Here is a 22,772-nt window from a genome sequence, read left to right on the forward strand (position 1 = left end):
CAGACATTGTTCGGTAGCATTGAGAAAAACCAGGCCCTTTATCTCCGGCCGCAGGTCATCGGTTCGTGTCTTTTCGGTACTGAATCGGCGCTTCAGTTGCTCGCTTGCCGCGGGCGCACCTCCGCTTTGATTCTCGGTAAGACACTGGTTTATTGGTTTTCATATGGGTCAAAATCAGTCGAGTGGGACAGTGATTCACATCATCTGCCCCCTCACAGAACCATGCGTGCGCTATTTACGCACACGGCTCTTCTTGTTCATGATTCACAGAATATAGCCAAGTTCTGAGCGAAGTTGATAGATATTGACCTTGACTCGTGGTTGAGGCAAGGGGCATCGTTTTAGAAATTCATTGAACTTTCCCCAAGTATAAGATCGTTTCTGGCTTCTTCTGTTTAACCATTTATACAACAGTTGAATCACCTGCAAAAAAGACCAGGAACAGCACATGTTCATCCGGTCTCTTGCTTATTTCCGTTTTTTTGTTTTCAGCAGTAAGAATAATCCGAAGGTGACGAGTGTGACCATGAGGGTCAGAAAGTTCAGATCGACAGCAGGTTTAAAAAAGGTTTGCTGATCATCAATCTCAAAAACACCTAACGGTTTCACCGAAGCGTATCCCCCGCCCCCCCGCCGTCCTGGCCGGCGTTATCCTTCCCGTGCAGTCCTCCGCCGCCTCCACCAGTAATTCGTACTTTTGCTACGGGGATAACCTGTTTGCCGCCCTGATCGATCGGTTCGCCGAAAACCGCTGCGACTTGGTGGGTTGTTGAAAAGAGATTGAATACTTTTTCCATAAACGATTTATCCCAGCATCCGAATTCCCGCCGTCCATGTTTACAGTTCCTGTTTCTTCCACTGAAATCACTCCTCAAACCGATTTCTTGTCTCACTACTATTTCTTCATTCGGTAGCCGCATTCCTTGCATACCCGCAACTTTTTTCTTTTCTGTCTGCCTCTTATTGTTGTTTCCGCTGCCTGCTGTACCGTTTTTCAAGCTTGCTCCGATGCGCGAGAACGGCATCCTCCAGACGAAACCCATACAAATCTGAAAGGATGGCCAGATTCGAAATAACATCGCCAACCTCTTCTAAAAGATTCAGCTTGACTTCATCGCTCGTACCCGCAACTTCTCCCGGATGATCCCGCCCAATTTCGCAGGCGCGAACTGCTCGGGAAACTTCACCGACTTCCTCAGCCAGAAATCCGACTCGTATGTACGGAGGCAGCTGTTTCCAGCCACGTTCCTCATAAAATTGCTTCTCCCATTCCTGAACGTCATTCAAGTTCACGGACTTCCCTCATTTCCTGTTCATGCATTTTCTTCTAGTGTATCATGCATACTTAAATGGAAGGAAATGAGAAAAACAACCCTGCAGTGACAACCCGTGAAAAAGACAAATCAGCAAAACTTTCAAATGTCTTTACACCTGTAAATTCAATAACTATAATTAAGAGCAGACTTTCATGTATTCATATAATGCATTTTTTCACATCACAACTCATTGCAAATATTGAGCAGCAAATCTGAAGGCTGCACACGCACTCATTTATTTATCAGGAGGCTATCATGACACAATTAACTCAGCATCAACCCTCAGAAAGAAAACTGCTTGGCGTCGCCGGACTTGCCTGGCTGTTTGATGCAATGGACGTTGGCATGCTGTCATTCATTATTGCTGCATTGGCGGCGGACTGGAAGCTCAATGAAGTCCAAATGGGCTGGATCGGCAGTATCAGTTCAATTGGTATGGCGGTCGGTGCTTTCATTTTCGGTTTGACGGCCGACCGAATCGGGCGAAAGAACGTGCTGATTCTGACATTGCTCATTTTTTCGATCAGCGCCGGACTTTCCGCACTGGCAACCGGTTTAACCCTTTTCCTCATCCTGCGCTTTATCATCGGCATGGGGCTTGGCGGTGAACTCCCGGTTGCGTCCACACTTGTTTCAGAGAGTGTCGCGACTGAGCGACGTGGCCGCATCGTCGTCCTGCTGGAAAGCTTTTGGGCCGGCGGCTGGATCATTGCCGCACTGATTTCTTATTTTATCATTCCGCCGTTCGGCTGGCGCGTCGCACTGCTCATCGGTGCACTGCCGGCATTCTATGCGATTTATCTCAGATGGAATATTCACGACTCTGCCAATTATGTGGCGAAATCTCTGAAAGAAAAGCCATCCGTGCTGCAGAACATCATAACGATCTGGTCAAAAAAATATGTCCGGCAGACCGTAATGCTATGGGTCCTCTGGTTCTGCGTTGTGTTCTCTTACTATGGCATGTTTCTCTGGTTGCCAGGTGTTGTTGCTCTGAAAGGCTTCAGCATGGTGAAAAGCTTTGGTTATGTATTGATTATGACGATTGCGCAGCTTCCCGGTTACTTCACCGCGGCATGGCTGATTGAAAAATGGGGCCGCAAATGGGTGCTGGTCGTTTATCTGCTCGGTACTGCCGTGTTCGCCTACTTTTTTGGCTATGCGACCTCACTTGCCGTACTGCTCACCTCCGGCATCCTGCTCTCATTCTTTAACCTCGGTGCGTGGGGCGCACTGTATGCCTACTCACCGGAACAATATCCGGCAGTCGTCCGCGGCACCGGTACCGGCATGGCTGCTGCGTTTGGCCGTATCGGCGGTATTTTCGGACCGCTGCTCGTCGGTTATCTGCTCGCGCAAAAGGTATCCATTGGCAGCATCTTTACGATTTTCTGTATTTCGATTATCGTCGCGATTCTGGCCGTCCTTTTCCTTGGGCGCGAGACAAAGAACAAAGTCTTATCCTGATTTTACATGTCGATCAAACAGGCTCCTCGAATGAGGGGCCTGTTTTTCAATTTATTTTGGATAGGCAGTATTGATAAATTTTTTCCAGCCATTTTTCCCTTCTCCGCTCGCTGCTCGTACGGACACTGGAAAAAACAAGCCGACGTACCGGACGAATGCCGCAAAAATGAAAGATTGGCCCTTTTACCGATTGCCACTCCAGATTATGGCGAATCAATCTTTCATAAAAACCCGGCGAATCCAAAGTGTAAATGACGGTCGCGGATTTGTCTTTGAGTAACCCGAACGGAATGTTCTTTTTATATTGATAAGCAAAGCCTGACGCAAATACTCGGTCAATAAAGCCCTTTAGAATTGCCGGCATGCCGTACCACCAAATCGGATAGATAAAGATCAGATGATCAGCTTCTTCGATCAAACGGCGATATGTTGCTAATTCCGGATCAGTCTTCATTTCCGATCGTTTCTTCTCCCGATTATGTACGAGCACAGGATCAAAGCCTTCCTTGTACAAATCAATAGCATTAAAGGGTTGCCCCTTGTCCTTCAGTCCACGAACAACCTGCTCAAAAATCGCATGATTAAAGCTTTGCGGATTCGGATGAGCATAGATAACAAGAACGGACATAACGATCCGCCTCCTTTTCCAAAAAGCATACTCGAAAAATCGGCAATGGCATAGAGACTTAAGTATAGAGCGGTACTAAGCCTCAGGACGTATTCATTTCCATCTGTAATGACAACTGTGCGTCTGGAGCAGCATCAACAGATGATTCATGATTGAGCCGTTGATCGTAGAAAGCTGTCTGAGCTACTTAAACCCATAATAAAGTCCCTCCCAGTCAGAATTGTCCTTGCAGACGCTCCGCATCAATTTTCATTGCTTTATTTTTAATTTCAGCCGGAATGTTCATTTTTTCCAGCTGATTAATTCTTGAGAACTGAGAATGTATTGTCATTTTCATTGATCCTGAGGCGTCCTTCTTGGGCTTAGCTTTAAAGGCTATATCAAGCTTTTTCGGCTGATAGGTCTTCTGATCGATCTCATAGGCGTAGGACATTGTCGTAAAAGATAAGAGATCCAGCGAACGTTTCAGTGCCTGTTTCTTTGCATTGCTGAGGCTGCTGAGCATCGCTTTCTGAATGAGCGTTTCCATTTCCTTCTTATCTCCATTAAATTGAATCAGGTAGTTACTTCCCTTCTTGCTGATTTTCAAATTTTTTTCGGAATTTTTGAGAAGATCCAATTGTGTTGACGGATCGGTCTGGTTCCAGATCGAATCCTTAAGCGTTTTCCCCGCACCGCTGTCAAAGGGAACCGCCATCCATTGCGCGTTATCCCCACTCTTGAGATACATGGCATCGTTATCCGCATATTGCTCCATTTCCGTCGCATTTTTGCCGCTCCCGGTTTCATTGTCAAGCTTGGTTGTCTGATAGAGGAGCGGCTGCTTCAGATAAAGCTTCGAATCCGTCTCCATCTGCTGCGTACTTTTCTGGTCACCTTCTGCCAGTACAATCATCATATTCGTCTTCATTTACATATTGCTTATTTTGTTCGTTTGCTTAACAACATTGGCAAGCGCTTCAGCCGCCGTTAGTTCAGGTTTGTGACTTTTCTTCCCGCTATCGCCGGTCGACGCACCGCAGCCCGCAATGATTAAAAAAACAGAGAGTAATACTGCGAGAATCATCCTTCTTTTCATGTTTTCTTATCCCCCTATGATTTATTGATCTTGAATGATAAACAGGCAATCAATTTTATATTTGCAGGAAAAGAACTGCCCGATTGGAAATTGCAGAAATCCCAGGCTGATAATGAGCCCTGTTTGATTGAGAAAACTTGTTCTATCAAGGCTTACATGGTTCTCTATGAGGTCTACAGAAAATCTACAGGTATGGACGTTAAACTATTTCTATTGTAACACGAGCTTAAACCACGATTTTGTCAAACAGTGCGTTTTGCATGAAGCCGCTCCATCTGCATGTTCGCGGGATGCACTGAATCCAATCTTCGGGAACCTGGTCTTTGTCACATGCACCTCGGAGTACCTGCTGACATGATCATGCGATTGATTTCAGAAAGATCACGCTCTGCCTGTGGAACAGACATGCTGAACTTATGGTACAGATGCAGGTATTTAGCACGTTTTCGTTCCTTCATTGTCACGCCAATTCCAAGGAAATTGCCAAGCTGATCAAGATAGGATTCACACAAAGACCAGCTCCTCCTGGCGAATACATTCAGATTTACCGGAACAGGCCAAGCCGCTCTGTTTCTTTTTTCACATTCACTTTATCTGGTGTCGCAGATGCTAAGAACAGACTTTTCATCACTTTTTCATCCTGATGAGACCTGACGAACGTTATGCGGCGAACTTCTTGGGGTATTTTATGGTAAGCGCCGTTCACGTCCGTATTAATTTCATCCGTATTAATGGTTGTGTTCTGCTTTTTAAAATGATTGGGCCTGACGCCCACTCCGGATCTGCTTTCTCCATAACCTGAGATAAAGAGAAAAGCAGTCAGCACCAAACTTGACAGTATCAGTCGGTTACATGTTTTCCGTCTCATCTGCCTTCTCCTCTCTCACGTGCTGTATGATGGCCTGAATTCCGATCACCGCAAAAGGCGGAATGAAGAGCCCGACAATGCTGAGCAATCCCTTATAAAAAGACAGATAATCCGGGCCATAGGCAATTGCCATATAAACATCGGTCGCCGGATTTTGGAACGCGAAACGATCCATGCTGTTTCGGAGCAAAGGCAAGGTGAACAGAACGATCATTGCCGTCACGATCAGCATGCCAATAAGTTCCGAAAGCTGGTAGCCCACGCGGATCCATGCCGACATTACGGCGATCAGTCCAAGGGTAAAAATGCTCCACATAATGGCCGCAGGTCCTTCAAGCCCGTACTGAGCAATTCCGTAGTAAATGATTGCCGATGAGGACACAAGCACGAGCGATACCGATATCAGTGCATTGACTGCGCTTCTCAGGTTGCGATAGTGGTAGCTGAAGAATCCGGTCAGGACGCTCGCAATCAGAACTGCGAGCAAAGTCAGGAACGGCTGTTGCACCGGTACCGTTTCATCGGATGCAGCCTTCTGATCAGTATTTGGTGTATGCGTATTGGCCGCCCCGATTTTCTGTCCGGCAAGATTAACCGGACTGGTCAGCTGCTGATAAACATTTGGGTTGCGGTTGCCAGGTTCACCCGTATTGCCTAAGGTCTGCGCGATCGTGCGTCCAAGCTGTGCGGTCGCATTTATGTTCTGTCCCCACGAACCGGAGAGCTGATTGGCATCGCTCTGCACACCGTTCACCATCGATTGGACATCCTTCGAAGAATTCAGAATGGCTGATTGACTGGCGGAGATGGATTGGAGTGCTTCGTCGATTGTATTTAGCTGATCAAATGTATTGCTCTTAAATGAAAGAGCAAAACCATTATCCACATCTTCGAAAGTCGGATCTGGATCCTTTACGACAAGCGGCTTAGCAATGGACGCAACCTGCTGTTGTGCATTATTCATGTTACCTGTCAGTGTATTTTCCACTTTTTCAAGCTCAGACTTTTGCTTGTCCAAGGCATCACTGTATTGATTAATCGCTGAACTATATTTATCCTGTATGGTTTTCTTGGTGCTTGATAAAGTCTGACTCTGATCAATCGGTTGCGCTGTTGTCCGTATGCTGCCTAATGATGTAACGGATGAAGTGAGCTGCCCGTTGGAAAGATCGATCCAGTTTGTGACATTACCTAATGCACTCTTAACTTTTTCTGTAGCATCTGTCGGTGGAGTTAATTCAGGTGTCTTCAGTTCCGGTTTTGTAAGATCAGGTTCATCCGGTTTTTTCAGATCAAAATCAGGTTTTATTAATTTTGGATCAACTGGTTCTGTTGATTCATCGGACAGTGCAGTAACAATAGTGTCTAGTTCATTTAGACTGCTATACGTATTGTTTAGTAATTGCTGATAGAGCTTTAATGTGGTTTCGTCATAATTTTTTGCTGAATTTGGATCCACGAACAAAGATTTTCCATCATAAACAGCATCATTATTAATTTTATTTAGATCGGAATCTAACTCATCATTGAGGTTTGCTAATTCTTTCTTATTTGCTACCCCGTTGGATCCGCCAATTAGTTCTTGAATTTCTCCTATCTTCTTCAGAATGTCGGGCTCGCCATCCCATTGAGTATCCTGATTTTCAACAGGTTTATTCGCCTGTTCGAGACTGTCAATATCACTGATTACTTGTTTCATTGCATTGCTTTTAACTGTGTTGTAAAAATCAGTACTTTTTTTATACAGAGATTCTGCCTGACCGTAATAATCGTTCACCATATCGAATAGACTTTTTTTCTGATCAGTAGTCACATAGGCATTCTGGTAAAGGTCATAGGCTACATTGTAATTATCACTAGCCTGAGTGTAGTAATTATTAACCGAATCAAATAAACTCGTTTTTTGCTTCGAGTCCCCATACGCTTCTTCATAAAGATCATTCACTTGTTGCAAAAGATCTTGACCCGTCCCATAAAGCTCTTGGGCTGATTCACTAAGCGCAGTCACCTGGCCAAATACATTTTCCGAATGGTTCGTATTATCTGGATTGGTAATTGCACTAATGCTGTTCATCGATGCATTTAAACTGTTAACCAAATCCTCAACAGACGTGATTGGTTCATCCGGGTAGTCTCTTGCAATGTCCTTAAATTGATCATTTGCTGTTGTATTGATCGCCGTGAGGCTTGTATTTGCCCCATCAATCAAATTATTTAGTCCTGTCAGTTCATAACCTGAATCTAATGGATGATCAATCGTCACCTCGGTGTTCATCGGATTTTCCATACCATCATTAAACGCATTAATTAAATCTTTTAAATTGTTTTGGCTTTGAGCGATTGCGTCATCCACGAGTTGCTTGTTGGTATCTCTTGTTTTCTCCAGCGCTTGAATCTGTTGATTCATCTGTTTGCTCAGTTTGTTCAAGGCGTCCAGCTGCTTGCTGACCTGATTTTTCGTCTCGGTCAATGTAATCTGCTGATCGCTAACGTTTCCTGAGGTCTGTTTGGTTTCATGAAGCAGTTCGTTGATCTGGCTAAGCTGAGCATCAAAGACCTGTGCCATATTTCTTGATGATGGTTTGTAGAAATCAGACATTGCCTGAAGATACTGTTTATCCTTGTTCAGCACATCTGAAAAATTACCTCTGATGTAACTGAGCTGATCAGAAATAACCCGCCAGTAAATCCGTGAAAATTGCTGGTTGAGCGTTCCTTTTACCTTTTGAAATTCGGTTTGCACTTTGGCGGATTCTTCTGCCGTCAGCTTAGGGTCGGCTTGATAGGTAATCACAGCTGATTTGGGTTTCTGGCGGTCATACGAAAAAATATTGCGTGTAAAATCGGAAGGAATATAAAATGCGGCTTGATAGCCGCCGTTCTTCAGACCGTCATCGGCTGAGCTGCGGCTGACGGTCTGCCACTCATAATCATCCTGTTCAGAGAATAACGGCGCAATCTGATTGCCGAGATTCAGTCGCTGACCATTGACGTCAGCACCTTGATCTTCATTAACCAGTGCCAGGTGTGCGATTTTTGTTGCAGCAGGGGCGACTGTTTTGGAACGATCGGGATGATCCGTTTGCTGCAGCTGTTCAGATGGAGGGGTCAGATAGCGGGGCAGGGCTCCGGAAATGCTGGCGATCACGATAAATACAATCGCCAGTGATCCCCATTTTTTCAAATGGCTGATCCATTGTTTATTCATATCAATGAGCTCCTTTTCAATTCGTTATTTGCGTTTAACGAGATCAAAATTCAAAGCATCAGCAAGCGGCAGCATCAGACGGCGGTCCTGTCCCTGATGAATCAGGTAGCCAAGTCCGTTATCCAGTGCCGGTTCTTTGCTGACGTAAGGCAGGGTAAACACCGTTTGGTCGGTTTTACGTACAAGAAGCAGGGCATCTTTTGCATGCTTCAGTTCTGTGATCAGCAGATCGTAGCCTTTCCACTCCAATTGATTTCCCGCAGCAATGACGCTGAATCCAATCGGCGCATAGCGTTTCATCAGGTTGATGAGTCGATTCTGCAGCCGATTGTCCAGTTTGTGCAGGAATGTGTCCAAACCATCAATCAGCAGATAGTAAACGGGATAGGATGAGGCAACATCTGCCCGGGTCTGTCCGGTCGTAAGCATCTGCTCTTTAACTTCCTGCTCTCTTTCAGCAAGATCGCACTCGAGCTGATCGACATATAATTCCACGGTGTCGCTGTCGTCCAGATACGTCCATTCATTACTGGCTGCTGCCTGGGTAAAGATCAACTCTTCCGAATCACTCAAGGCGATGTGTGCTTCCCGGCGGATCAGTTGTTCGAGAATAAGCCGGATCGTGTTCGTTTTCCCCTTCTGCGGATCGCCGACAATGATAAACGCATTCATTTGCCGAAGACTGACACCAAGCGGCTTCACCGTGTCTTCATCAAGTCCGAAGTAAAGGATGTCCTGATTCATCTGCCGGTTTTTCAGGAATTCCGTGCTGCCCAATCGCTCAGGCAGCATCGGAACATGATAGATTGTCCGACTTTCCGGATACCGTTCATTGCAGTCGCGAATTGCTGCGCGCAGCTGGTTTAGATAATCAGCCGCTGCCTTCGCCTCAAAGGGAAGGTAAGTCTGCACCATTTCCAGTTCTTCCACTTTGATCAACGCCCGTCCCGGAACCGCTTCAACCGTTTTCTTCACGGAGCCGCTGAAAATGGTGTAAAACTCCGACTGATCAGTCATGTAATAGGACAAACGGATAGGCAGGCTGGACAGAAGATTCGGGCGAATGCCGTTTGCACGGGAAACAGTCAGGATGAATTGGATACCCAGACTGCCGGCTTCACGGGCCCAGCGGATAAAAGATTCTTCCAGCGTATCCGCTCCCTCCTCACGCAGTGCTTCGAAATTGTCGACGACGACCTTGAGGTAAGCCATCGGCTGCGCTTCCTGCTCATTGTACAGATCAATGGTCGGCACGCCACTCTGCCGAAGCTGATCCTTACGCCGCTTAATTTCCTAATTCATCCAGCCTGCGAACTTGTCCATTTTTTCTTTCTCATCAAGCCGAAAATAGTCGCCGGTGTGGTGCAGCCTGCGAAAAGGAAGCAGTCCGCCGCTGCCAAAATCAAAGAGATAAAGCTGCACCTGATCCGGATTATAGCTGCGTACCATCTCAAGGAGATATGAAGCAATAAATGTGGTTTTGCCAAAGCCCGAAGCCCCGAATACGGCCATATTTCGGCCTCGCTGCATGCGCAGATAAACCGGTGTCTGCTCCTGCTTTTCCGGATGATCGGCGAGCCCGATCATGATTCGATCGGCATCGCGTGCACCAGATGGTCGCACGAGCCGGGCCTGCAGCGGTTCCAGCCACGGACTGTGCAGCCGTTTCAGGCCCAATTCCTGACAGAGATCTGCGATTGCCTGAACAATCACTTCAAGTTCGGTTTCCTTTTTTTCCTGAACCTTGCTATTAGCATGGATTTCAGAAATCGGATAAAGCCCGGTATCCCGGACGTAGAACACATCATCTTCGGATGTGTAAATATTTTTCTCATAAACCGCTCCGCTCCAGGCTGACTGGAAAAGTTCATACATTTCATTGTTGCCGACCTGCAAATAGGCACGGCCGACCTGCTTCAGCTCTGCAGCGTCACCATTGCCGAGAATATCGTTGCTGTCCGATTTATCCTGGACGCGCAGAGCGATCTTGAAACGCGAGTTGCTTCGTATCTGATCGTCAACAACACCGGCCGGTTTCTGCGTCGCCAGAATCAAGTGAATACCAAGACTCCGTCCGATCCGTGCGGTCGTTACAAGTTCACGGATAAAGTCCGGTTCCTCTTTCTTGAGTTCTGCGAATTCATCGGAAATGATAAATAAATGGGGGAGCGGTTGTTTGACTTTACCTTGTTTATAGAGCAGCTGATAATCGTCAATATGGTTGATATTGCATGCGGCAAACAGCAGCTGACGTCGGCGCGATTCGCTTTTCACGGCGGCCAGTGCCCGATCGCTGAAATTCTTTTCGTCATTGATATTGGTCATCGTGCCAAGCAGATGAGGCAGCCTTTCAAATAGCTGCGCCATCCCGCCGCCTTTAAAATCGATCAGCAGGAAGGCCACGTCATGCGGATGGAAATTGACCGCAAGCGACAGAATGTAGGTTTGAAGCCATTCACTTTTGCCTGATCCTGTTGTTCCCGCCAAAAGGCCATGTGGTCCGTGTGCCTTTTCGTGCAGATTCAATTCAAGCACATCATTCCTGCTGCGCAGTCCAACCGGAACAGCAAGCGATTTAGCAGGATCATGCACACTCCAGCGACGGCGAATCTGCAAGTCGTGCACATCCTCTGCCTGCATCATCTCAAGAAAGGTGACACTGTCCGGTATGGAATTTGTAAAACCGCTTCGGTGATTCAATGCAGCCAGTCCTCTTGCAAAGGTCTCATTCCCTGCCTGCCTGAATGAATCGATTCGGAAGGTCTGCCCATTTGCCACTTGATTCAGGATCAGAACATCACCCTCCTCTTCATTCACATAACGGATGATCGTCGATACATGTTCATTCAGATTATCCTTGGTATTCGCCAGAAAAATGGAACTGACGCCGATATCGGTAAAATCTTTACCGAGAAACTCGGTGATCTCATGTTCATGAATCAATTGATCCGAGGCAATCACAAACACAAGATGTGGCAGGAAAACCTTTTTTCTTTTTTATCCGTATGCATGCGTGCCTTCATTAACTCATAAATACCGGGAAGCAGTTGATCGCGTGTCTGTTCGTTATTGATCAGATTTCGCCCCTGTGTACTGAGGCTTCTGAGATGCGGCAGCCATTTCAGCCACCGCCATTCTGCATATTCTGCCTCATCAAACAACACAACCAGACGTAAATCGTGATAACTGTGAAAGAAAGCAAGCTGCAAAATCATCTGCTGAACGGCCTTACGAATGACCGAGTGCTTACCGATCAGCCCAAGCGGTCCGTCCAGCAGACGAATCGTCAACGGAACATCGTTAATCGTTCGATAATGATCCAGCATGGTCCTCGCTTCACGATAAAGCGCGTCAAATGAACGATTGGACAGCTCCTGCTCGCTGCCCTGAACTTCATAATCCGGTGGCAAGTCCGTCACACCGAGACGAAGATCCAGAAAGTCGGCATCTTCCCGGCTTCGCTCCCAGATACGCGGGCTCAGCTGATTGGCGAGCTGCTTCAATTTTTCACTGTCCGGGAACTGATAATGAAGCACAAAGCGCTGTTGTTCGTACAGCCGATTGAGCTCCTCGCGCTTTTCTTTCAGATAATGGGTGTAATTTTTCTGGCGCTCCTTCCGGCGTAATTTCGCCTGCTTCGTTTCTCTGAAGTACTGATAAACGGAGGTGACCAGTGTTGAGAGAAACATGACAATAGAAATCAGCATGTAGATACCGCTTGGCTGGACAAACAGAACAACCGCCATCACCAGCAGCATGATGAGCGGCGGAAGAATCATCATCCAAAGGTTACGCCGATTATCCGTATCCAGATCCGAAGGCCATGAAAATTTCACCTTTTCCCTGGGACGTTCGTAGATCAGTCTTGGGATTCTTTGATAATCCGGATAATGGTCAGCGAGTACCGTTTTTGGATTCCGTGTCGGAACAAAACGTGCAGTAAACGGTTCACCTGCCGTCAAAACAAGCAAATCATCCGATTGCAGCATCCATTCGTTCAATCCCCAGAAAAGCACATCGCCAACGGTTAAACGGGCACGTGTATGTACACGTTCACCATTGAGATAGACAGGAAGGCCCTGTTCGGACACCATTACGCCCCAACGGCCACCTTCTCTGATGATTTGGAATCCGGTATCTTCTTTATATTGAGGAAATGAAAAGTCAGCTGTTTCTGCGGCAGAAATGGTCAGCTGCACTGCTTTGCCTATGTAATAGCCGTTCTTCTCAGGCTCATGATCCGCTTTCTGAATCACGAGAAACAGAGCACCTGGTTCAGGCTGCGCTTGCGGATGGTTCGTGAATAACCGGCAACAGCGGCTCGAATCAGACAACTGCCAGCTGCCCGCATCCTGATCCCAAATCAGGCGCACTTTTTCCTTTATTGCCTGTGTGGTAATCGTGTCTGACCAGTCGCCGCCGATGATCAGTTCTTTCTTATGGAATGGCTGCAAATCAACGACCTGTTCATGATCCGCTGTGATGATCCATAGCTTCTCCAAAATATTTTCCCCCTTGCACGGCGAATTGCCTTGCCCGATCTGTTATTTTTTATTGGTGTCTTTTGCTGACTTTCCCTGGTCCGGCGTGCTGTTTTGCTCTTTGGTCTGCTGATCGCCGGTGGTTGATTGAACTGCACCCTGACTGCTCTGGTCATCGCCTGAACTGCTCTGCACCTTTTGCAGCTCATCGCTGTACTTCTTCAGTTCGGCATCAATGCTCTGCAGACGTTCCTGCTTCTGTTTTCCGTTCATCGACAGATCATCCTGAATCGCTGATTTTTCTTTAATCAGCGCATAGGCAATCAGTGATCGATCATTAAGCGCACGTGCTGTATTCAGCGCGCCCGTTGCATCGCCACGTCCAACCTGAATCCAGTATTGATAGTAGTGGGCATTGCTTTGCAGCGTGAGATCGTTCAAGATTGTCTGCTGTTGTTCATCGGTCAGCGGCTCATTTTTCACATAGGACACAGCCAGTTCGTAGCGGACGACTTTAGGCATCTTGTCATAATCAACCGCATTCAGACTGCTGACCACATCGCTGTACTGGTTTTCCAGGAAAAATTCATGGCTTTGCTGAAACAGATCCTCACGCGGAAGCTGGATGACAAATGCATAAATGGTGAGCACAAGTAAAGGAATCAAAAGAGCGACGCTGCCGATCAACAGACCGCTGCGCAGTCGATGACGTGTTTTGGGCACCCGGATACTCTGCTTTTCGCTGATGATCTCCTTCCTTCGTTCTTTTTCCACAAGTGCAGCTAAAGATTCGAAGCTTGAGCAGTGCAGCAGATCCTTGACAAAGCGGTTCGTTTTTGCCGCAAAATCGAATTTTATATAGGTATCGAAGCTGTTTGACGGGTCCAGCAGCACCGCAAGCACGGCCTTTACTTGCTGCAGGACGTCTTCACGTTCAAAACTGAGCGGAGGAAGGCTGTCTTTAACCCCATAGTGCAGAAAAACAGGTTGAAATCCCGAAGTAAAAAAGAGATTTTCAGGAAAGCAGACGGGAATCAATCGTGAAGGTTCATAGCGTTCAAAATACCGAATCAAATTGCTGGCAAAAATCAATTTCTCGGTCAGCACTTCCGACTGCAGTTCGGCAAAGGGCTTCAGTGCACTCCGGCTTTCTGAACAAATCACAATTTCATCTTCGGTTGTTTTAATGGTTCGCGTCATTTCATCGTCAATACTCTGCAGGACGCCGAGTTCTTCCTCATGACGCATAGGCAGTTTTGCACGCTGAAAAGTAAGGATATACTGACCATCCTTTGTCTCTGCTGCGGCATCAAACTTTGATTGAAAAAAGCTGTTAGCAAGTGTCATTATGATCCCCTTCTAAAGTACAAGCAGTTTATCGCCGTTTGAAATCTTCTTTTCACCCAGAATGTCATAGCCGCGAATGATCAGTTCTTTATTGACGACCCGCACCCAACAGCCTTCTCTTGGCGGTTGCTCAAGTCCGGCAATCGTCCATACAGTGTGAATCAGCTGCTTCACCGGCTGCTGATTGGAGATGCGCAGATCAAGACTGTCCCGCTTATAGCGTGAGAGGTCTACAGTTATATTGATATACATATCACTTCACCACGTTTAAGTAGCCAAAACCCTGAGAAAGTCCCGGCATAATTAAAATATCCATTGATCGAACCCGCATTTGGCGATATCCGCCAGAATGACTGCCGTCTTAGCAGGCTGATCATGCCCATTCATTGCGTCATGATAAGATATGGTGCAGACGCAGCACCTCTCGTTACAGGACCTAATTAGAAAACTTGGCTTTGCCTGGTCCTCTATCTCTAACCATGTTTCATGGATCCGTGTCTTTACGATCACTGAATCGTCGCTTCGGTTGCTCGCTTGCCGCGGGCGAGCCTCCTCAGACAGGCTGTAATCTGCGGGGTCTCGCTGGCACGCAAGTCCCGCAGGCGTCTCACACCTTCGCTTCGATTCTCAGCTAAGACACGTGATTATTGGTTTCATACCTCTAAAATCGTATACTTCTTTACTTGTGAGAAACCTTTTCGCTACCAGGCCTTTAGCGAAGACGAAACTGCCGCTATGCTTACTCTCAATACCTTTGAATCTTTTTCTTTTCTTATTTGTTTGTGTAAAATGTTCGTTTTGATAAAATCATCAACTGTGCTTTTGGAAAATGAATGATTGACTCTTTTTGAAGCCGTGATCCGGAGTTTATTGTCGCGGTATTGTCACAAAATAATCTTAATTAGTACTTGCTGTTATTATACAAAAGGAAATTCAAGGGGAACACCGTCTATCTTCCTGAACTAAAGTCACAAACCAGCACAGTCGTCACGATTCGACAAGAAAAACCGTGCCGATTTTACTAGTTAGAAGCTCAGTGCAGCTCTTCTCACCAATATCCCCTGTTCCATCACTTTTCACCGTACGCTGTGACTCCGCTATATCCTCTGCATCATCGCTCACTTTCGCAAAATCATTGGGCACTCCGTCCATTGCCGGTTTCCATTGACTTGAGCTGACTGATGCTTTTGTATCGCGGACAACTTTGGCTACATGGTCTTTAAACGTTTGACCCTGCGCATGCGCAATTGCCTTTTGCTCAGGTGAAATGGCGAGCTTGCGGGTGAAGAGGTTCATCATGAACACGCCTTGCAGGAGGCTGTTTCTTTGTTCGTCACGGGTCAGCTGCCTGCCGAACAGATCTTTGCCGGTGGCCGCCTGGGTGATGCCGTTTGCCGCCAGCAGGGCGTTGATTCCTTTTTCACTTTGGCTGAGCACCTTGAGCGTTCGGCTTGTCTGGTCATAGGCGTTCAGGGCGTGGCCGGCCGCTTCCATGCCGCGCGCCGTTTTGTAGATGGCCGCGCCGCCTTTGACAATCCGTCCGCCCCAGCCGATAATCGGGATAAATGTTGACGCAGCCATGGCCCCGGCGGCGACGCGTTCACCAGCGCTCAGCTTTCGCCCGGTCTCCGGATCGACGCCTTCGACTGCTCTAAGATAATCATAATAGCCGGACAGCTCGCCGGCAAATGTAGCAATCGCAGAGCCGGCTTTTTGATACCATGGACGGTTCACTTCCGCCTCTGTCTGCTTCTCCATCTCACGAACATTTTCCTGCTGCTGCTTATAGCGGAGATAATTTTGTGTCTCCTTTTTCATTTCATCTTGAATATGATAGATTTTGCTGTCGTGGTAGGCTTGCGCGTTGAAATTCAACGGCTGAACATCCGCGCCTTGCCGCGTGGCATTGATCAGCTCGCCATACAGCGACGCAATGTAGGGCAGGTCTTCGTTCACCTGACGGTATTCATTGGTCAGATTCTGATCAAGATCCTGAACATCAAGTACGGTTTGCGCCCGTTTTTTATCGGCAGCATCCAGTGCCTGGTCCACCTCATGGTTGGAGAAGACATTGATCGGCACAAGATCGGAAATACTGCTCAGGATTTTTGCGATGTCCGCCCGCTGCTCGCGTACCATTTCCTTAGATCGAGCGTAACCGATGGATAGATCTTCATTCAGAAAAGGTACTTGAATCTGCGTATTTCCACCCAGATTTTTCTCCCCAATCGTGCCCGCGACGCCCTGGTAGTAGGCAATTTTTTTATCAATCAGGCGCAGCCAGGCATCGACCACATTCACTTGCGCGGCATAGAACTTTTTGATGGCCTCTGCGCCCTTCCCCTGAAAGTCGGAACCAAGCCCCTCGATTTGCCGGAATGCCCCACGGAGCGTGTGGAATTGGCCGCGCAGCACCTGATAGTGTTCGGCGTGCGCTTTGGCAGCCGCGATCAGCGAATCGGCTTCATACGTTTGCGTGTCACCCGCTGATCCAGACCCGCCACTTGCCATTGTTCTCATCGAATCACCTCGTCCTGACGTCTCAGGAGCGCAACATTCGCCCGGGTATCGGCAATATTTTTCTGCACACCTGCAACATAAGCAGAGAGAAGCTGGCGCATCATCTGTTCGCCCTCCTGCCAGGCGGATGTCGCAGCGAGGTGATTATGCCCGCAGGAAATCGATTTTAGCATGGGCACAGCGCGGAGTGCGCGTTCTGCTTCATTAATCCGGCTGTCCGTAACACTGGAATTGAGTTCAATTTGGACCATTAGAACAACCGCCCTTTGATTTTTGATAACTTGTGTTCCAAGGCATCAGCTGCCTTTTCCCCTTTATAAAGCAAGCCGCTTGCCTCGTGCGCCATGGCACGCGTTGTCTGCAGAAATTCATTTTTCAGGCGCAATTCACGGATCTTGCCTTCAATACGCTGTTGATAATCATCGATTGTCGTGGTGAGTTTCGCATGCATTTTGTCATGGGCTGAATCCCGCTTTTTTTGAAAGCTGCGTGCTTTTGTGCCTTGCCAGTGCGCGCCAAGCTTCGGTTCCGTTATTTGCCGAAGGTCATGAACAGCCGCCGCCTGCTTGTGTCCCAGTCTGCGGTTTGCGGATTTTAATCGTTCAATCTTTTCATCAATCGAGGCGGATTGATGCGCCAGCGCGTGAAAAATGGCATCTAAAGTTTCTGAAGCACTCATAGAACCCCAGCTCCTTTTCAGTAAGACTAGAAAACTTGGCTTTGCCAAGCCTTTGACACGGGCGAAGCCGTCGTCGCGACGGCCATGGACGGCCTAGTGTCCGATAAGCCGCAGGACGCGGCGTTTTTTCGGACCACTTATACTATTTTTCTTAAATTTTATATACTTCAAGAGTAAAAAAACCGGACTCCCCCAAGAGCCCGGCCTTCATTTCTCTTATTAAGCGTTGATCTGTCCGGCAATTTGACGGTCGGTATCTTCCAGAATGGTGGCTGTCTTCGCAAGCTGATGATTGACATCTTCCAAAAGCTGCTGCATCTGCTGAAAAGAGGGACGCAGCCGTTCGTACTGATCTTTGAATGCACGGCTTGAAGCACCTTCCCATACTTGTGCCAATTGATTAATCATGCCGTCCAATCGTCCAATCAGCTCTCCGGTATTCGATGATTCCTGACCGTATTTTGCAGCATAGCTGCGCAGTTCTTCCGGAGTTAAACGAATTTGTCCTGCCATAATAAAAAGACCTCCTTGTTATTACACGCATGCACGTGTTTTGAACATGCCACCGGATATGGCGAATGGCCCTGCGGGATACCGCATGACAAAAAGGCATTCCACGTACCTATGACCATTATTTATGTGCTCCGTCAGTGACGGTGTTCCGCTTGGTTAACAACGTTTGATAAGTGATGTATGACAACGGCAATCGAAGAACATTCTGAGGTGTACCTGATTGGATAAAATGAAGTTATTTATTTCATTGCTTGTATTATACAAAATGTGGCGGTTCCTTGAACACCGCCTTATTTCCTGAATTTTTCATGAAAATCTTCCCGATTCCGGCAATGCGACAAATAATGACAAATTTCGCTGTGCCTTTCTCACTATTTTTTGTGATGATATTTTTTGAACGTTGGAATGTTTTAAAAACATTTAATTTTTTTGTTGACTCATATAATTTGCGGCGTTAAAATGATTGCAATCTATCAGAAAAGGCACACAAACACAACTGAAGGTATGCAGGCAGTGCAAATCTTTCTCTCGCATCCGCATCATACAGTATTTTTTGAAACTATCGGTGCGTTCACGCTCCATTCAGATAAGTTCTTTATTCCCTATGAATTAAATGGCTGACTCATGTTATTTTTTTGTTTATAATTCATAGTTAACATATGTGTTTAATTAAATTATTTGATGGAGAGGAGTTATCATTTAATGAAACGAAAAAAACAAGGTTGGTATCTCGTCGCACTGCTGATTATATTCTCGCTTGTCCTAACCGCCTGCGGATCAGGCAAAGCCTCGAATTCCGGTTCTGCTTCAGGAAAGAACGTGAAGCTGTTGAATGTTTCTTACGATCCGACAAGAGAACTCTACAGGAGTTATAACCAGCTTTTTGCGGATTACTGGAAAAAGAAAACAGGACAAAATGTATCGATCCAACAATCGCATGGCGGGTCCGGTGCGCAGGCCAGAGCAGTCATCGATGGCTTAAATGCCGATGTTGTCACTTTGGCGCTTGCCGGCGATGTAAATTCGATCGTTGCGGGCACACATAAGATTTCGCCCGACTGGCAGGACAGACTTCCGGATCATTCCGCACCTTATACGTCAACGATTGTCTTTTTAGTAAGAAAAGGCAATCCGAAACATATCAAAGACTGGGATGATCTGACGAAAAAAGGCGTCGGTGTGATTACCCCAAATCCGAAAACATCCGGTGGTGCGCGGTGGAATTTTCTCGCTGCGTGGGCATACGCAGATAAAAAATATAATGGCGACCAGACTAAGGACAGGCAATTTCTGAAAGCTCTGTACCGTAATGTTAAAGTCCTTGATTCCGGTGCCCGCGGCGCAACCACCACGTTCACTACACGCGGTGTCGGAGATGTTCTGATCGCCTGGGAAAATGAGGCACTGCTTAGTTTAAACGCTTCAGGCGGTAAAAGTAAATATGAGATTGTTAACCCGTCGATCAGTATATTAACTGAGCCCACTGTTTCTGTCGTAGATAAAAACGCCAAAAAAAATGGGACAACTAAAGTGGCTACCGCATACCTAAACTATTTGTATACGAAACCCGCTCAGAAAATCATCGCGCAAAATTACTATCGCCCTCGTAATCAAGACGTCTTGAACAACTATCGAAAAATTTATCCAAATATTCCACTGGTAAAGATTGATGATCCATTATTCGGTGGATGGAATAAAGCCCAGAAAAAGTTCTTTGACGACAGTGGCGTATTCGATCAGATCTACAGTGGGAAAAAATAAATCTGCCGGTCTAAATTGAATTTGAAAGGAGGCGGATTATGTTTCAGTCTCAGTTGAAAAGCAGAGCAAAAATGAAAAGGAGACAGATTATTCCTGGTTTCGGACTCACGTTTGGTCTGTCCCTGTCCTATCTTTCTTTGCTGGTACTCATTCCTTTGTCCATGATTTTCATCTATACATCGCAATTGGGGTGGGATGGATTTTTGAAACAGATCAGCCAGCCGCTTGTCCTTGCTGCTTATCGGCTGAGTTTTACAACGGCCTTGGCTGCGTCACTGATTAACCTTGTATTTGGCACTCTGACTGCCTGGGTACTCGTTCGCTATTCATTTCCCGGCAGAAAATTGATTGATGGTTTGCTTGATCTGCCGTTTGCACTGCCGACATCTGTCGCAGGCATCACGCTTGCTACGCTGTACGCAACAAACGGCTGGATTGGCAGGCTGCTCCCATTTAAAGTGTCCTATACACAAACCGGCATTGTCATCGCCCTGATTCTTATCGGAATGCCGTTTGTCGTGCGCATTGTTGAACCTGTGCTGCAAAATATGGAAAAAGAAGGTGAAGAAGCTTCAGCGGTTCTTGGAGCGAATCGATGGCAAACCCTGATTCACATCGTTTTTCCAAAAATTCGAGCAGCGGCTTTCTCAGGTTTTGCGCTTGCTTTTTCGTGGGCACTCGGTGAATACGGTTCTGTTGTATTTATTGCTGGCAATATGCCTTTTAAAACTGAAAGTGCACCACTCGTGATCATGCAGAAGCTCGAAGCGTTTGATTACGACGGCGCAACATCTGTTGCACTGGTTCTATTGATCGCTTCTTTTCTCATATTGTTTCTCATAAATTTTTCACAGTGGTTGTCAAAACGAAAATTTGCTGATCAATGAAAGGGGAGGCACGGGGTGACAGAACTTTCTTTATCTCAAAAAACGCACAATTTTGCACGAGTGAAAACACCCATGAAGCTTGTTCTGACCGAACCGAAATGGGTACAGATTCTGCTTTCATTGATTGTTGTCGCATTTATATCACTTTTCCTTATTTTACCGCTCATATATATCTTTGCAGCGGCTTTAAGCAGTGGTATCCATATCTATTTGAATTCGATTACGAGTCCAGAAACGCTGTCATCCATTTATCTTACGCTTACCGTGGTTGCCACTGTCGTTCCGCTTAACACATTTTTTGGGGTGCTGCTTGCTTGGACAGTAACCAAATATCATTTTAAGGGAAAAAGTCTGATGATTACGCTTGCCGATCTTCCATTTTCCATTTCACCGGTGATCGGCGGTTTGATCTTTGTTTTGCTCTTTGGCGATCATGGAACTTTGGGAAAATGGCTGATGGCACACAATATTCAGCTTGTCTTTAATACAGCCGGCATTGTGATTGCTTCACTTTTTGTCACCTATCCCTTTGTTGCTCGTGAGCTGATCCCAGTCATGGAAAGTCGGGGAACACAGGAAGAAGAAGCATCACTGATATTAGGTGCCAGTACATTGCGTACCTTTTTTAAAGTGACCGTGCCAAACATCAAATGGGGTTTGCTATACGGCATTATTCTCTGCAGCGCCCGTACAATCGGCGATTTTGGTGCTGTTTCCGTCATATCCGGGCATATAGTCGGGCAAACCAACACCATGCCTCTTCAAGTAGAAGCATTTTATAACGGTTACCAAATGGAGGCTGCTTTTGCACTCTCTTCGCTGATGTCCGTTGTTGCGCTTGCTTCGCTTGCATTGAAAGGCTACTTTGACTGGAAAAGTTCGCGTACACGTTCCATTGACATTAAATGAACGAGGAGGATTGCCATGAGCATTGAATTGAAAAACATTTCCAAATCATATGGTTCCTGCCAGATTCTGAATCACATTAATCTAACTATTCAGACGGGCGAGCTGGTCGCCCTGCTGGGTCCTTCCGGCTCCGGAAAAACATCATTGCTGAGAGTTCTTGCCGGTTTGGAATATGCTGACGAGGGTAGCATTTTATTTCATGGCATAAATTTGACGGATGCACCGATTAAAAAGCGCAAAGCAGGCTTTGTTTTCCAGCATTATGCTTTGTTCAATACCATGACCATCCGGGAAAATATCGCTTACGGTCTGAAGGTTAAATCGAGAAAGTTTCGCCCGTCAAAACGTGCCATCCACGAAAAAGTTGATCAGCTTCTGCATTTGGTCAGGCTGGAACCATACGGAGAACGCTATCCCTCTCAGCTTTCAGGTGGACAGAGACAGCGCGTTGCTCTAGCCAGGGCGCTTGCCATTGAACCGCACATTCTTTTATTGGATGAGCCTTTTGGAGCACTTGATGCAAAGGTCAGAAAGGAACTCAGGCAGTGGCTGCGGCAACTTCATCGCCAAGTAAAGATGACCAGCCTGCTTGTTACGCATGATCAGGAAGAAGCATTTGAAGTGGCTGACCGGATTGTCATTATTAATAAAGGGCAAATCGAGCAGATCGGTACCCCATCCCAGGTCTACGAAAAGCCGGTTAATTCGTTTGTGTACGATTTTATCGGCCATGTCAATCGGGTACGCGGAACGATCAGAGACGGTCAGTTCATCAACGGGAATTTCAAGATTCCTGTTGAAAACACCGGCAGCACGGATGGCATCGCATTTATTCGCCCTGATCAATTCAGTATTAAAGCAGCAAATGGCCACGCTGCCAACCGTGCATGGCCGGCCACCATCACTCATATTCACCCTGCCGGTTCGGTGATCCGTTTGGAACTTGAACGACAGGATGATGCGCAGAGTATTGAAGTTGAACTGACAAAACGTGAATTCAGCCAACTTTCACTGATCAAGAGTCAGCGTGTATTTCTGGAACCCAAACAAATTAAAGTATTTGCTGCTGATGGCCTTTAATGTTCTGAGAAAGGATTTTTAGTCATTTTT

The 22,772-nt window shown here is 46.6% G+C and carries 23 protein-coding genes; 5 read left to right on the top strand and 18 right to left on the bottom strand.

Going from position 1 to position 22,772, the window contains the following annotated elements; genetic code table 11:
* Window positions 1–468 precede the first annotated feature (468 nt).
* Genes M3N64_RS04625 through M3N64_RS04635 form a run of 3 tightly spaced genes read right to left on the bottom strand, consistent with a single transcriptional unit; the run spans window position 469 to window position 1,293 of the window.
* Complete coding sequence (locus tag M3N64_RS04625) at window positions 469–609, bottom strand: hypothetical protein (protein ID WP_249098799.1); 141 nt, start codon at window positions 607–609, stop codon at window positions 469–471.
* Window positions 606–998 carry a hypothetical protein gene (locus M3N64_RS04630; RefSeq protein WP_249098801.1) on the bottom strand — a complete coding sequence of 131 codons (393 nt, stop codon included), beginning with the start codon at window positions 996–998 and terminating at the stop codon, window positions 606–608. Before M3N64_RS04630 ends, M3N64_RS04625 begins: the two co-directional genes overlap by 4 nt.
* On the bottom strand, window positions 961–1,293 hold the full coding sequence (locus M3N64_RS04635) for a MazG nucleotide pyrophosphohydrolase domain-containing protein (RefSeq protein ID WP_249098803.1): 333 nt from the start codon (window positions 1,291–1,293) through the stop codon (window positions 961–963). The genes M3N64_RS04630 and M3N64_RS04635 overlap by 38 nt, the downstream gene beginning before the upstream one ends.
* A gap of 278 nt (window positions 1,294–1,571) precedes the next feature.
* Here M3N64_RS04635 and M3N64_RS04640 point away from each other — a divergent pair, with 278 nt between their 5' ends.
* Window positions 1,572–2,783: an MFS transporter gene (locus M3N64_RS04640; RefSeq protein ID WP_249098806.1), complete on the top strand. Its 1,212-nt coding sequence runs from the start codon at window positions 1,572–1,574 to the stop codon at window positions 2,781–2,783.
* Window positions 2,784–2,829: 46 nt separating this feature from the next.
* On the opposite strand, the gene M3N64_RS04645 is transcribed toward M3N64_RS04640, so the two are convergent.
* The 15 genes from M3N64_RS04645 to M3N64_RS04715 all read right to left on the bottom strand — a co-directional run bounded on the left by M3N64_RS04645 (window position 2,830) and on the right by M3N64_RS04715 (window position 18,105).
* Complete coding sequence (locus M3N64_RS04645; RefSeq protein ID WP_249098808.1) at window positions 2,830–3,411, bottom strand: NAD(P)H-dependent oxidoreductase; 582 nt, start codon at window positions 3,409–3,411, stop codon at window positions 2,830–2,832.
* A 214-nt stretch (window positions 3,412–3,625) separates the two neighbouring features.
* Complete coding sequence (locus M3N64_RS04650; RefSeq protein WP_249098813.1) at window positions 3,626–4,321, bottom strand: DUF6612 family protein; 696 nt, start codon at window positions 4,319–4,321, stop codon at window positions 3,626–3,628.
* On the bottom strand, window positions 4,322–4,489 hold the full coding sequence (locus M3N64_RS04655; RefSeq protein ID WP_249098815.1) for a hypothetical protein: 168 nt from the start codon (window positions 4,487–4,489) through the stop codon (window positions 4,322–4,324).
* Between the two features lie 326 nt (window positions 4,490–4,815).
* Entirely contained in the window at window positions 4,816–5,001 is a 186-nt protein-coding gene (locus M3N64_RS04660) for a hypothetical protein (protein ID WP_249098818.1), read from the bottom strand.
* Window positions 5,002–5,033: 32 nt separating this feature from the next.
* The gene (locus M3N64_RS04665) at window positions 5,034–5,357 is read right to left on the bottom strand and encodes a type VII secretion EssA family protein (protein ID WP_249098820.1); all 324 of its coding nucleotides are present in this window, start codon (window positions 5,355–5,357) and stop codon (window positions 5,034–5,036) included.
* The gene (gene esaA / locus M3N64_RS04670; protein ID WP_249098823.1) at window positions 5,338–8,565 is read right to left on the bottom strand and encodes a type VII secretion protein EsaA; all 3,228 of its coding nucleotides are present in this window, start codon (window positions 8,563–8,565) and stop codon (window positions 5,338–5,340) included. The genes M3N64_RS04665 and esaA overlap by 20 nt, the downstream gene beginning before the upstream one ends.
* A gap of 24 nt (window positions 8,566–8,589) precedes the next feature.
* Entirely contained in the window at window positions 8,590–9,819 is a 1,230-nt protein-coding gene (locus M3N64_RS04675) for a hypothetical protein (protein ID WP_249098825.1), read from the bottom strand.
* Window positions 9,820–9,858: 39 nt separating this feature from the next.
* The gene (gene essC, locus M3N64_RS04680; protein WP_249098830.1) at window positions 9,859–11,532 is read right to left on the bottom strand and encodes a type VII secretion protein EssC; all 1,674 of its coding nucleotides are present in this window, start codon (window positions 11,530–11,532) and stop codon (window positions 9,859–9,861) included.
* Window positions 11,523–13,067 (bottom strand): FtsK/SpoIIIE N-terminal domain-containing protein, encoded by a 1,545-nt coding sequence (locus M3N64_RS04685; protein WP_249098832.1) that lies wholly within the window; start codon window positions 13,065–13,067, stop codon window positions 11,523–11,525. The genes essC and M3N64_RS04685 overlap by 10 nt, the downstream gene beginning before the upstream one ends.
* Before the next feature lie 42 nt (window positions 13,068–13,109).
* Entirely contained in the window at window positions 13,110–14,393 is a 1,284-nt protein-coding gene (gene essB / locus M3N64_RS04690) for a type VII secretion protein EssB (protein WP_249098835.1), read from the bottom strand.
* Between the two features lie 12 nt (window positions 14,394–14,405).
* Window positions 14,406–14,645: an ESX secretion system protein YukD gene (yukD, locus tag M3N64_RS04695; RefSeq protein ID WP_249098837.1), complete on the bottom strand. Its 240-nt coding sequence runs from the start codon at window positions 14,643–14,645 to the stop codon at window positions 14,406–14,408.
* A 735-nt stretch (window positions 14,646–15,380) separates the two neighbouring features.
* On the bottom strand, window positions 15,381–16,913 hold the full coding sequence (locus M3N64_RS04700; protein ID WP_249098840.1) for a ribonuclease YeeF family protein: 1,533 nt from the start codon (window positions 16,911–16,913) through the stop codon (window positions 15,381–15,383).
* The gene (locus M3N64_RS04705) at window positions 16,910–17,164 is read right to left on the bottom strand and encodes a DUF5344 family protein (protein ID WP_249098843.1); all 255 of its coding nucleotides are present in this window, start codon (window positions 17,162–17,164) and stop codon (window positions 16,910–16,912) included. The genes M3N64_RS04700 and M3N64_RS04705 overlap by 4 nt, the downstream gene beginning before the upstream one ends.
* Window positions 17,164–17,592 (bottom strand): YwqH-like family protein, encoded by a 429-nt coding sequence (locus tag M3N64_RS04710; protein WP_249098846.1) that lies wholly within the window; start codon window positions 17,590–17,592, stop codon window positions 17,164–17,166. Before M3N64_RS04710 ends, M3N64_RS04705 begins: the two co-directional genes overlap by 1 nt.
* A gap of 219 nt (window positions 17,593–17,811) precedes the next feature.
* Window positions 17,812–18,105 carry a WXG100 family type VII secretion target gene (locus M3N64_RS04715; protein ID WP_249098848.1) on the bottom strand — a complete coding sequence of 98 codons (294 nt, stop codon included), beginning with the start codon at window positions 18,103–18,105 and terminating at the stop codon, window positions 17,812–17,814.
* A 702-nt stretch (window positions 18,106–18,807) separates the two neighbouring features.
* Between M3N64_RS04715 and M3N64_RS04720 the strand changes: the two genes are divergently transcribed.
* From M3N64_RS04720 to M3N64_RS04735, 4 genes are read left to right on the top strand one after another with little or no spacing between them, the layout of a single operon-like run.
* A complete protein-coding gene (locus M3N64_RS04720) occupies window positions 18,808–19,866 on the top strand; it encodes a sulfate ABC transporter substrate-binding protein (protein ID WP_249098851.1) in 1,059 nt (352 codons plus the stop codon).
* A gap of 38 nt (window positions 19,867–19,904) precedes the next feature.
* Entirely contained in the window at window positions 19,905–20,753 is an 849-nt protein-coding gene (cysT, locus tag M3N64_RS04725) for a sulfate ABC transporter permease subunit CysT (protein WP_249098854.1), read from the top strand.
* A 15-nt stretch (window positions 20,754–20,768) separates the two neighbouring features.
* Entirely contained in the window at window positions 20,769–21,662 is an 894-nt protein-coding gene (gene cysW, locus M3N64_RS04730; RefSeq protein WP_438270997.1) for a sulfate ABC transporter permease subunit CysW, read from the top strand.
* Between the two features lie 15 nt (window positions 21,663–21,677).
* Window positions 21,678–22,742 (top strand): sulfate/molybdate ABC transporter ATP-binding protein, encoded by a 1,065-nt coding sequence (locus M3N64_RS04735; RefSeq protein WP_249098858.1) that lies wholly within the window; start codon window positions 21,678–21,680, stop codon window positions 22,740–22,742.
* The last annotated feature ends 30 nt before the right edge of the window (window positions 22,743–22,772 follow it).

Source organism: Sporolactobacillus mangiferae, assembly GCF_023336505.1.
GTDB classification, from domain to species: Bacteria; Bacillota; Bacilli; order Bacillales; family Sporolactobacillaceae; genus Sporolactobacillus; species Sporolactobacillus mangiferae.